Consider the following 10985-nt stretch of genomic DNA (forward strand, 5'->3'; position numbering starts at 1 on the left):
GCTGGGAGGCCCACGTCAGTTGACGCTGCCGAGTTCCTTGGTCTCCTGGGCTTCCAGGCGCGGATCCGCCCCGAGGAGCCGCCGCAGGGAAGAGAGCCGGGCCGCGCCGGTGGGACCTGCCTGGCCGGCGGCCACCCAGGCGTCCAGCCCGCAGTTCACGGCCGCTGCCGTGTGCTTGCAGCCGCGTTCGCAGGCATCGGTGCCGGGGGATAGGTCCGGGAAGGAACGCAGGATGCGGTCCGGGTCCACCAGTGCCAGGCCAAAGGACCGGATGCCAGGGGTGTCGATGATCCAACTGCCGGCCGGCGCATCTGCCAGCCGCAGGGCCAGGGCGGAGGAGGATGTGTGCCGGCCGCGGCCGGTGACGGCGTTGACGCCGCCGGTGGCCCGCTCGGCTCCGGTCAGCGCGTTGACCATGGTGGATTTGCCCACGCCGGAGTGCCCCAGCATCACAGTGACGTTCCCGTGCAGGAAGGTCCGCAGCTCCGCTACGGCCTCGCTGTCCAGCCGGGCGGACAGGCCATCGTCTGACCTGGCGTCGATGCCCGATGCCTTATTGTCCGCGGTGCGGCTGATGATGACCGGGAAGTCCAGGTGCGCGTAATTGGACAGCAGCTCAGCGGGATCCTTGACGTCTGCCTTGGTGATCAGCAGGATCGGTTCGATCCCGGCGTCGTAAGCCGCCGCCAGGGCACGGTCGATGAAACCGGTGCGCGGTTCCGGGTTGGCTGCTGCCACCACGATCACCAGTTGGTCGGCGTTGGCCACCACAGCCCGTTCCACGGGATCTGTGTCGTCCGCGCTGCGGCGCAGCAGCGTGCGCCGGTCCTGGATTTTCACCAGGCGCGCCAGCGTGTCCGGTTCGCCGGAAACGTCGCCCACCAGCGAGACAAAGTCGCCGGCCACCACGGGGTTGCGGCGCAGTTCCCGGGCGCGGGCGGCGATCACCACCCGTTCCGTAGCGGTGTCCTCACCCACCACCGCCGTGTAGCGGCCGCGGTCAACGGTGATGATCCGGCCAGTGACGGCGTCGTCGTGGCTGGGCCGGTCCTTGGTGCGGGGCCTGGAACCTTTTTTGCTGGGCCGGATGCGGACATCCGATTCGTCCCAAGAGTCAGTGCTGCGCGCCAACGCCTGTACCTTCCGTGCCGGTTCCGGCAGGAGAGCCCTGCGCCAGCATCGCGGTCCACAGGTCCGGGAAGTCGGGCATGGTTTTGGCGGTGGTGGCGATGTCCTCCACCTCGACGCCGGCGACGGCCAGGCCCAGGATGGCACCTGCGGTGGCCATCCGGTGGTCAGCATAGGAATGGACGACGCCGGCGTGCAGCGCAGCGGGGCGGATCACCAGGCCGTCGCTGGTTTCCTCGGCGTCGCCGCCCAGGCGGTTGATTTCCGCCACGAGCGCCGCGAGCCGGTCAGTTTCGTGGCCGCGCAGGTGCCCGATGCCGGTGAGCCTGGACGGGGTGTCTGCCAAGGCGCACAGGGCGGCAACAGTGGGGGCCAGTTCGCTGGTGTCGGCGAAGTTTCCGCCCTTGATGCCGGAGCCTGCGGTGACGGTGAGGACCCCGTCCGTCAGCGAGACGCTGGCGCCCATGTCGGCCAGGATGCTGCGCCAGAGATCACCCACCTGCTGCGTGTTGGCGGGCCAGCCGGGAATCCGGACCGTTCCCCCGGATGCCAGGGCTGCGGCCAGGAAGGGCCCGGCGTTGGACAGGTCCTGCTCGATCCGCTGGTCGAAGGCCCGGATGGGACCCGGCGCCACCACCCAGTGGTTGGGCACGGAATCGTCCACCGAGACTCCTGCCTCACGCAGGACAGCCACGGTCATGGAGATGTGGTCAAGGCTGGGTACCGGCTTGCCCACGTGTTCCAGGTGGAGGCCTTCGGTGAACCGGGCCCCCACCAGGAGCAGGGCGGAGACGAACTGCGATGAGGCGCTGGCGTCGATCACCAGGTGGCCGCCGCGGACTTCGCCCGTGCCCTCAACGGCGAAGGGCAGCGAAGAGGGGGTGCCGCCGTCGTCCGCCGTGACCACAACACCGAGCGCCTTCAGCGCCTCGATGATGGTGCCCATGGGACGCTGCCGGGCGTGCGGATCGCCGTCGAAAACGCTGGTCCCCTGCCGCAATGCCGCGAGGGGCGGAACAAACCGCATCACGGTTCCGGCGAGGCCGCAGTCGATGGTTGCCGGGGCAGGCGGCGCGTCCTGCCGCAGCGGGACGACCTCAAGGTCGGGGCCAAAGCTGCCCTCACCCGGGACCTCCGTGATGGTGGCTCCCAGGCTACGCAGGGCCCCGATCATCAGCGCCGAATCCCTGGAGTGCAGGGGCGCCCGGAGCCGCGACGGCCCGTCGGCCAGGGCCGCCAGGACCAGGTACCTGTTGGTCAGGGACTTGGAGCCGGGGACCGTGACGGTGGCATCGACAGGATGCGTGGCGAAGGGGGCGGGCCAAAGCGGAACGGGTGTCCCGGCGGAGTCCAGGGTGGTGGCAGCGGCGGTCATTGTCGGTTTAGGCTCCCGTTGCGTGGTCCACGGCGCGGCGGACTGCTTTGTCAGCGGTGCGCAGCTTCCGGTTGGTGCTCCTGCGTGCGTCGGTGGCGAGGTGCGATGCGCCCTTGCGTGCGTCGGCTGCCAGGTGTTCGGCGCGCCAGGCCAGGCCCGGCTTGCCTGCGGTGTCCACGGATGCCAGCAGCGCCCCGCCGCTCAGGGAAAGGTTTTTCAACAGCTGGTTGCGGCGGTCCTGCCGGCCTTCCTTGCTGCTGATGTCAGCGCTGCGCCACTCCACAAACGTGTTGAGCAGGGAAATGACCGTCAGCAGGGTGGCCGAGACGCGCGAGAACTTACCCAGTCCGAACAGCACACCGGCACCCACCTGCGTTCCGCCGATCACGCGGGCCAGGGTGCGCTCATCCGCCTTGAAGGGCAGCGACGCGGCGGCCTTGCGGAGCAGCGGTGAGAGCTGCTGGGCGGTATCGTCGGCGTTCTTAAGCTTGTCCACTCCAGCAACAACAAAACTGGAAGCCAACATGGGCCGTGCGAGCGTGCGGAAAAAGGACATGGATTTCCTCCTGGGTGGACGGACCGCTCCGTCAGCGGCGCAAGGTGCAGATCCAGTCTTGCACTTTTGGGGAATATTTGCCCGCGGCCGGGGGTTGTTGAGAGCGGGTCCGGAAAGGCCGGACCGCCGGACGCAGAGCGGAGTTGGGCCTTGGCGCGGGTGTTGGATGGAATTGGAAAGGCGGGCCCGGTGGCCCTTGGCGCACTGGCGTCGGAGGCTCCGGGGTTCGGATCGCCGCGGGCGCAACGCCTGACAGTAGACTTGAACGCAATGAACACCCTGGATCCGGCCGTTTCGGCCATGTATGAGGCTTCGCAAGGCGAAGTAAAGGCCGGCGCCGCAGCGCAGCCTGAGTCCGTGCCCGCACAGGCGCCCGGCGCTTCAGCCGAGCAGGCCGGCGGGGACGTGGACGTGTCCACGGAGACCACCGACCAGCGCCGCGCCCGGTTTGAGCGCGACGCGATGCAGTATGTCGACCAGCTGTATTCCGCCGCCATGCGGATGGCCCGGAACCCGTCGGATGCCGAGGACCTGGTGCAGGAGGCGTACACCAAAGCCTTCTCCGCGTTCCATCAGTACCGGCCCGGCACCAACCTCAAGGCCTGGCTGTACCGGATCCTGACGAACACCTACATCAACCTCTACCGCAAGCGGCAGCGCGAACCCCTGCAGTCCAATTCGGACACCATCGAGGACTGGCAGCTGGCGCGCGCGGAGTCGCACACCTCCAGCGGGCTCCGCTCCGCCGAGGCGGAAGCGCTGGACCACCTGCCGGATTCGGACGTTAAACGCGCGCTCCAGGAGATTCCCGAGGAATTCCGCCTTGCGGTCTACTTCGCGGATGTCGAAGGGTTCGCGTACAAGGAAATTTCAGACATCATGAACACGCCCATCGGCACCGTGATGTCCCGGCTCCACCGCGGCCGGAAAATGTTGCGGGACATGCTGGGCGGATACGCTGCCGAGCGCGGATTCAAAACAGCCGTGGCCTCCAGGGACGCGGCGGAAAGCAAACAGGAGAGCGGGAAATGAGCGACTGCCAGGGATTGGGCGATTGCGACGATACGCGGATGCAGCGGATCTATGAGTACCTTGACGGGGCACTGACCCGTGAGGACATTTCGGAGATCAAGAACCACCTTGATGACTGCCCGGAATGCACAGAGCAGTACGACCTTGAATGCGTCATCCGCAACATGGTTAAGCGCTCGTGCACCGAGGCCGCCCCGGAGAACCTGAAGAACGCCATCCTGGACCGGATCCATTCGATCCGGCCCGTGGACGCGTAGCCAAACCTGACATCAGGGGGTCTGCCCCCGGTGGCGCGGCCATACCGCACGCCACAGCAAAGGACCCCGGCAGCCGAGTGGCTTCCGGGGTCCTTCGCTTGAACCGTGATACCTGGCGTGTGCCTAGGTGTTGGGGCGCTTACCGTGGTTCGCGCCGCCACGCTTACGGTCACGACGCTTGCGTGCACGCTTGCTCATAGCTGGCCTCCTTACATGTTGGTACTCAAAAGAGCTGCCCTCAAGTCTCCCACATGATCCGATGGCCCGCGAACCGGTGACCGGCGCGTGACCTGCGAGCCCGCAGCGGATTCAGGGCTTGGCCGGCGTTGCGGCGCCAGGCTGCGGGGGGACTGCGGCACGGGCCTGCCGCAATCCGGCGGCCAAGGCGTCGAGGGTTGCCGGGTCCAGCGGCGCAGCGGCCGCCTGGCGGCGGAGATCAGCAAGGACGCCCTCCTGGAAGGCCTGCAGCAGCCCACCGGCTCCCCGGAGGATCGCCTCGCTCTGGGCATCCGGGCCGGCGGCAGCGTTGTCCCTGCCGGGGCGGCCTGCGAGGGCCGCTGTTGCCGCCGCAGCAAGATCCGCGCTGATCCCCAGCATGTTGCCCCGGACGTCACTGCCCAGGGTGCCGGCCAGCCGCCGGACGGACGCGGCGATGCCAGTCTCCACGCCCGCCAGCTCCTCACGGCGCCTGTTCAGTTCCGCCATCCCGGCGTCGGTGATCCGGTAGTTGGTGCGGCGACCAACTGCCTCGGTGGCCACCAGGCCCTCCTCCTGCAGTTTCCCCAGGCGTGGATAGATGGTTCCCGCGCTGGGCGAATATGTTCCGCCGAACCGGTCCCGTAGGGCCAGCATCAGGTCATAGCCGTGCTTGGGGCCCGCCTCGAGGAGGGCCAGCAGGTACAGGCGCAGGGCACCGTGGGCAAAAACCGGCGGCATCAGAGCCCGGTTCCGGCGCCCTCCGGAGCAGCCCGGTGGAGGATGGACGTCCGGCCGGACATCGAGTTGGTGCGAACCAGCATCAGCTGCCGGTCCGGGCCGGAAATGGTCTCCACGGTGCCGCTGACCTGCGCGTAGTGCTGGTCATCAATCACCACCGTACCGCTGGCTGTTTTGGCCACGATGTCGGCGCCCACGTCGTGGGGTAACAGCACTGTCAGGTTTCCGGACACCGAATTGGAGCCGAAATCATGGGTGTTGCCGAGGAGTTCGAACGTGAGGTCGCCGCTGACCGTGGTGGCCCGGACGTTGGTGAAATCCCCGGCGGCGTGGACCTCCCCGGAGACGCTCCTGGCAGTGAGGATGCCGTGGTGCCCGCTCACGGTGACGGTCCCGCTGACGGTGTTGACGTGCAGCTCCCCGGCGGTGTTTTCCGCTGCCACCGAACCCGACACAGTATTGAGCCGGGTGGGTCCGGTGACACCGCTGACCAGCCCGTCACCGCGGACAGTCCCCACTTCCACCTCCGTTCCGGCCGGAACGGTGAGGCGGATGGTGGCGGAGTTGGCGCTGGTGTGGTTCACCGTTTCCATCAGGTTCTTGAACCACCCTTGTGGCCCGTGCAGCTGGTGCCTGATTTCCAACCGACCACCGGATACAGCGACGTCCACGGGATCCCCGTGGACGTCACTGATGTCAACCAACACCCCCGGCTGGTCCCCGACCCGCACCTCGAACCTGCCCTGGATCATGCCCAGCTTCAGGGCGGACACACCATCGATATCGATGGCCTGCGGGCTTGTCACGGTCCAGTTCTGATCGGTCATTGATCCTCCAGAGGCGATATATCGTGTACTGGCTTCAACGTACCGGCCGGTAACCGGACCGTCAAGATATATCGCGACCGGCGGTGGTTACTCGGGGGCGTCCAGCTTGAGCCACTGGAACCAGCCGCGGTGCAGTACCAGCCAGGCCATCAGGCCATAACCGGCCTGGCCGGGGGTTCCCCCGTTGGCGGCGAGGTCCTGGCGCCACTGCTCGTGGTTCAGCAGGGGTGAAAACGTATCGACGTAAAGGTGCTTGCGCCGGGTGGAAACATCGGCGAAGGCGGTGTTCAGCTCATCCAGCCGCCGGTTATGGACCGGGTCAAGGGTGGGTGGCGGTCCCACCACAAACACCTCGACCCGGTTCTGCGAGGCAGAGTCCAGGATGTTGGCAAGGTTCAGCCGGCTGCGCGCGGTGGACAGGCCGAACTCAATATCCCGCCCGGACAGTCCGATGACCAGCCGGTTCTCGGCCTGCGGGCTGAAACGCCGGCCGGCCTCGTCGAGCCAGCGGGCTGCCAGCGCTTCCGTCCCCTCCTGGGGGCAGGGAAGTGAGTAGCTCTCCAGCAGAATCCCGTCCTGGGGAGTCCGTGCCAGGACGCGGCCCAGCCAGCCAAGTGCCCGCGGGTCACCCAACCCTGCCAGCAGTTCGTCTCCTACGGCTGCGATACGCAGCTTCCTGTCTTCCACACGTTCCTCTTTACTTCGGTGCCGGCCCGCTGTCCCCGTCGCAGCCACTGATGCGGTGGATCGAAGCGGCGCTGTCCATCCATTAAACAGAACTGCCCGGCCGGAGTCGGTATTTCGACGTCCGGCCGGGCAGCCTTAGCGGTTATTTCTGTGAAAAAGCCTGCTTAAGCAGCAGATCCTGCTCCGCAGCGTGGCGTTTCATGGAACCGGCTGCCGTGGAGGCAGATGCCGGCCGTGACACAAGCCGGACCTTGCGGTCCAGTGCGTCGGGCAGGTTCAGGCCAATGAACGGCCACGGTCCCTGGTTGGCCGGCTCATCCTGGGCCCATACGGCTTCGGCGTTCGGGTACTTGGCAAGTTCCGTGGCGATCTCCTCGTGCGGCAGCGGGTACAGCTGCTCCACGCGGACGATTGCGGTGGTCTTGTCGCCGGTCTTCTGCCGGGTGGACAGGAGATCGTAGTACAGGCGGCCGGATACCAGCAGGACGCGTTCGACGGCGTCCGCCGGCAGCTGCTCATGGTCCGGGATCACGGGCAGGAAGGTGCCGGTGGTGAAGTCCTCCACCGAAGATGCTGCAGCCTTGAGGCGCAGGAGCTGCTTGGGCGTGAAGATGATCAGCGGCTTCCGTGGCCGGCTGTACGCCTGGCGGCGCAGCAGGTGGAAGTGGGAGGCCGCCGTGGTGGGGTTGGCCACGATCATGTTCTGCTCGGCACACATCTGCAGGAACCGTTCGATCCGTGCGGAGGAGTGGTCAGGGCCCTGGCCCTCGTAGCCGTGCGGGAGCATCAGCACCAGCGAGGAACGCTGGCCCCACTTCTGCTCGGCAGAGGAGATGAACTCATCAATGATGGTCTGGGCGCCGTTGACGAAGTCGCCGAACTGGGCTTCCCACAGCACCAGTGCATCCGGGCGTTCCACCGAGTAGCCGTACTCGAAGCCCATGGCGGCGTATTCGGACAGCAGGGAATCGTAGATCCACAGCTTGGCCTGGTCATCGGACAGGTTGCCCAGGGGCAGCCATTCCTTGCCGTTGGCGCGGTCGTGGAACACCGCGTGGCGCTGGACGAACGTCCCGCGCCGCGAGTCCTGGCCGGCCAGCCGGACGGGCACGCCCTCCATGATCAGCGAACCGAAGGCCGCGATCTCGCCGAAGCCCCAGTCGATGCCGCCTTCACGGGACATCTGCTCGCGCTTCTCCAGGAGCTGCTTGAGCTTGGCGTGCACGGTGAAGCCTTCGGGGATTTCAACGTGTGCCGTGCCGATCCGCGCCAGGGTCTCCTTGGAGATTGCGGTGGAGGCCGGGGAGTTGATACCGAAATCGGACTGCTGGGCGTGCGGGCGCTCGATGTCCGAGACTGCTGCGGAGTCGGCCGTGATGATCGGGATCGGCGAGGTCTGGGCTGCGTGCGTTTCGGCGAAGACCCGCTCCAGCCGTTCCTGGTAATCGCGGAGGAGCTGCTCGGCTTCTTCCTCGGTGATGTCACCGCGGCCAATCAGCGACTCTGTGTACAGCTTGCGGACGGAGCGCTTGGCTTCGATCAGGTTGTACATCAGCGGCTGGGTCATCGAGGGGTCGTCGCCCTCGTTGTGGCCGCGCCTGCGGTAGCAGACCATGTCGATGACAACGTCCTTGTGGAACCGCTGGCGGAACTCGTAGGCGAGCTGGCCGATGCGGACCACTGCTTCGGGATCGTCGCCGTTCACGTGGAACACCGGCGCCTGGATCATCTTGGCAACGTCGGTGGAGTACGTGGAGGAACGGGAAGAGGACGGCGCGGTGGTGAAACCAACCTGGTTGTTGACCACCACGTGGATGGTGCCGCCGGTGCGGTAGCCACGGAGCTGGGAGAGGTTAAGCGTCTCCGCCACCACGCCCTGGCCGGCGAAGGCTGCGTCACCGTGCACCATGATGGGCAGCACGGGGAAGGATTCGCCCTGGTCCAGGCGGTCCTGCTTGGCGCGGACGATGCCTTCGAGGACCGAGTCCACAGCTTCTAGGTGGGACGGGTTGGCAGCCAGGTAGACCTTGGTCTCCTTGCCGTTGTCCGACGTGAAGGTCCCTTCGGTGCCCAGGTGGTACTTCACGTCACCGGAGCCCTGCACGGAGCGCGGATCCTGGGTACCTTCGAATTCGCGGAAGACCTGGGCATAGGTCTTGCCGGCAATGTTGGTGAGCACGTTGAGCCGGCCACGGTGGGCCATACCGATCGCAACCTCGTCCAGGCCGTCGTCGGCTGCGTCGGACATGATGGCGTCCAGCAGCGGAATCAGGGATTCGCCACCCTCAAGGGAGAAGCGCTTCTGGCCCACGAACTTGGTCTGCAGGAACGTCTCGAAGGCCTCGGCAGCGTTGAGCTTCGAGACGATCCGGAGCTGCTCTTCACGGCTGGGCTTGGAGTACGGATGCTCCAGCTGGTCCTGGAACCACTTGCGCTCGTCCGGGTCCTGGATGTGCATGTACTCGATGCCGGTGGTGCGGCAGTAGGCGTCGCGGAGTACGCCGAGGATGTCGCGGAAGGCGAGCATCGGCTTGCCGCCGAAGCCACCCGTGGGCCATTCGCGGTCCAGGTCCCACAGGGTGAGGCCGTAGGTCAGGACATCAAGGTCCGGGTGCTTGCGCTGGACGTATTCCAGCGGATCGGTGTCCGCCATCAGGTGTCCGCGGACGCGGTAGGAGTGGATCAGCTGCTGGATCCGGGCGACCTTGTTGATTTGGTCGGCGGGGTCCACCTGCAGGTCCGGGCTCCAGCGCACGGGCTCGTACGGAATCCGCAGGGATTCGAAGATCTCGTCGTAGAAGCCCTGCGCGCCGAGCAGGAGCTGGTGCACCAGCTTGAGGAACTCGCCGCTCCCCGCGCCCTGGATGACCCGGTGGTCGTACGTGGACGTCAGCGTGAGGACCTTGCTGATGGCGTTGTGCGCGATGATCTTTTCGCTGGCACCCTGGAACTCGGCCGGGTAGTCAAGGGCGCCGACGCCGATGATGGCGGCCTGGCCCTTGGAGAGCCTGGGTACGGAGTGGACCGTGCCGATACCGCCGGGGTTGGTCAGCGAAACGGTGGTGCCCTGGTGGTCGTCAGCGGTGAGCTTGCCGGCCCGGGCCCGCTTGATGAGGTCCTCGTAGGTGTGCCAGAACTCGGCGAAGTTGAGGGTTTCGGCCTTTTTGATGTTCGGGACCATCAGCAGGCGGGTGCCGTCGGGCTTGGGCATGTCGATCGCAATGCCGAAATTCACGTGGGCAGGCTGGACCGCGGAGGGCTTTCCGTCCACCTCGTCATAAAAGACGTTCATCGACGGGAACTGGGCCAGGGCCCGGATCACGGCATAGCCGATCAGGTGCGTGAAGGAAACCTTGCCGCCGCGTGCGCGGGCCAGGTTGGAGTTGATCACCACGCGGTTATCTATCAGCAGCTTGGCGGGGATGGCGCGCACGCTGGTGGCCGTGGGAACCTCAAGGCTGGTGACCATGTTGGTGGCGATGGCCTTGGCCGGGCCGCGGAGGACGGAGACAACGTCCTCTTCCGGTGCTGTGGGCGCCTTGACGTTCTTGGGCAGCTGCGCCGGGATGGGCTGGGCGCCATTGCCCGCACCGGTCTTCTTGCCGCCATCGCGGGCTTCTGTTGCCGGGGCCTTCTTCACGGGAGCTGCGGCAGAAGCCGGCGCAGCCGCGGCCGGCGCTGCGGCGGGTTTGGCCGGAGCGGCCGCAGGCGGTGCTGCCGGTGCCGGCGGGGCAGCGGCCTTCACCACCGGAAGTTCCCGGGTTGCGGGGTTGGCTTCGACGTGGCCCGAATGTCCATTGGAAGAAGAACCGCTGCCGGAGCCGAAAGATTCAAACAGCGGCCACCACTTGGAGTCCACCGCGTTCTTGTCCTCTTGGTACTGCTCGTACAGTTCGTCAACGAGCCACTCATTTCCGCCAAATTCCTCTGGTAGACGGTGGCTAGGCTGCTCTGGCACTTGAAATACGCCTCTTCCATGAGTTTGATTTCCCTCCGGCCAACGGTGCTTAAGCACTGCGGTTGAGCCGGCCTCTGCGTCCTCTGAACCCAGACCTCTGCAAGTCTAGTGAGCATCCTGTGTTAACTGCCAATAAGGGTGACCCAAATCATGACGTGACGCCGGTGTACGGGAATATGGCGGGCCGCGCCGGTGTTGCGCCGGCCGCAGGAGTGGCGGCGTCCGCCCG

At 66.4% G+C, this 10985-nt stretch carries 10 protein-coding genes; 2 read left to right on the top strand and 8 right to left on the bottom strand.

Annotated elements, in window-relative coordinates; translation table 11 throughout:
- Positions 1-15: 15 nt before the first annotated feature.
- From rsgA to ASF72_RS06000, 3 genes are read right to left on the bottom strand one after another with little or no spacing between them, the layout of a single operon-like run.
- Positions 16-1131, bottom strand: a complete 1116-nt coding sequence (gene rsgA, locus ASF72_RS05990) for a ribosome small subunit-dependent GTPase A (protein WP_056597220.1) — start codon at positions 1129-1131, stop codon at positions 16-18.
- Entirely contained in the window at positions 1115-2503 is a 1389-nt protein-coding gene (aroA, locus tag ASF72_RS05995; protein WP_056597222.1) for a 3-phosphoshikimate 1-carboxyvinyltransferase, read from the bottom strand. The genes rsgA and aroA overlap by 17 nt, the downstream gene beginning before the upstream one ends.
- 7 nt (positions 2504-2510) lie before the next feature.
- Entirely contained in the window at positions 2511-3059 is a 549-nt protein-coding gene (locus ASF72_RS06000) for a DoxX family protein (protein ID WP_050685649.1), read from the bottom strand.
- A 270-nt stretch (positions 3060-3329) separates the two neighbouring features.
- On the opposite strand from ASF72_RS06000, the gene ASF72_RS06005 reads away from it, so the two are divergent.
- Together ASF72_RS06005 and rsrA are read left to right on the top strand one after the other, a co-directional pair.
- Positions 3330-4091 carry a sigma-70 family RNA polymerase sigma factor gene (locus ASF72_RS06005; RefSeq protein WP_082178296.1) on the top strand — a complete coding sequence of 254 codons (762 nt, stop codon included), beginning with the start codon at positions 3330-3332 and terminating at the stop codon, positions 4089-4091.
- Entirely contained in the window at positions 4088-4348 is a 261-nt protein-coding gene (gene rsrA / locus ASF72_RS06010) for a mycothiol system anti-sigma-R factor (RefSeq protein ID WP_050685651.1), read from the top strand. The genes ASF72_RS06005 and rsrA overlap by 4 nt, the downstream gene beginning before the upstream one ends.
- Before the next feature lie 123 nt (positions 4349-4471).
- Here the strand turns inward: rsrA and ASF72_RS21255 are convergent, their stop codons facing one another.
- The 5 genes from ASF72_RS21255 to ASF72_RS06030 all read right to left on the bottom strand — a co-directional run bounded on the left by ASF72_RS21255 (position 4472) and on the right by ASF72_RS06030 (position 10756).
- A complete protein-coding gene (locus tag ASF72_RS21255; RefSeq protein WP_369299106.1) occupies positions 4472-4546 on the bottom strand; it encodes a 50S ribosomal protein bL37 in 75 nt (24 codons plus the stop codon).
- A gap of 111 nt (positions 4547-4657) precedes the next feature.
- The gene (locus ASF72_RS06015; RefSeq protein WP_050685652.1) at positions 4658-5284 is read right to left on the bottom strand and encodes a PadR family transcriptional regulator; all 627 of its coding nucleotides are present in this window, start codon (positions 5282-5284) and stop codon (positions 4658-4660) included.
- Entirely contained in the window at positions 5284-6111 is an 828-nt protein-coding gene (locus ASF72_RS06020; protein ID WP_056597224.1) for a DUF4097 family beta strand repeat-containing protein, read from the bottom strand. Before ASF72_RS06020 ends, ASF72_RS06015 begins: the two co-directional genes overlap by 1 nt.
- Positions 6112-6198: 87 nt before the next feature.
- Entirely contained in the window at positions 6199-6798 is a 600-nt protein-coding gene (locus tag ASF72_RS06025) for a GDSL-type esterase/lipase family protein (RefSeq protein ID WP_157370901.1), read from the bottom strand.
- A 142-nt stretch (positions 6799-6940) separates the two neighbouring features.
- Positions 6941-10756 carry a multifunctional oxoglutarate decarboxylase/oxoglutarate dehydrogenase thiamine pyrophosphate-binding subunit/dihydrolipoyllysine-residue succinyltransferase subunit gene (locus ASF72_RS06030; RefSeq protein ID WP_056597225.1) on the bottom strand — a complete coding sequence of 1272 codons (3816 nt, stop codon included), beginning with the start codon at positions 10754-10756 and terminating at the stop codon, positions 6941-6943.
- Between the last annotated feature and the right edge of the window lie 229 nt (positions 10757-10985).

It is taken from the genome of Arthrobacter sp. Leaf141 (assembly GCF_001424565.1).
Taxonomy (GTDB): domain Bacteria; phylum Actinomycetota; class Actinomycetes; order Actinomycetales; family Micrococcaceae; genus Arthrobacter.

Bases quoted from the DNA above. Each gene is read 5' to 3' on its own strand.
- ASF72_RS06015 (WP_050685652.1), bottom strand. From the start codon at position 5,284: ATGCCGCCGGTTTTTGCCCACGGTGCCCTGCGCCTGTACCTGCTGGCC.
- rsrA (WP_050685651.1), top strand. From the start codon at position 4,088: ATGAGCGACTGCCAGGGATTGGGCGATTGCGACGATACGCGGATGCAG.
- ASF72_RS06020 (WP_056597224.1), bottom strand. From the start codon at position 6,111: ATGACCGATCAGAACTGGACCGTGACAAGCCCGCAGGCCATCGATATC.
- ASF72_RS06000 (WP_050685649.1), bottom strand. From the start codon at position 3,059: ATGTCCTTTTTCCGCACGCTCGCACGGCCCATGTTGGCTTCCAGTTTT.
- aroA (WP_056597222.1), bottom strand. From the start codon at position 2,503: ATGACCGCCGCTGCCACCACCCTGGACTCCGCCGGGACACCCGTTCCG.
- ASF72_RS06005 (WP_082178296.1), top strand. From the start codon at position 3,330: ATGAACACCCTGGATCCGGCCGTTTCGGCCATGTATGAGGCTTCGCAA.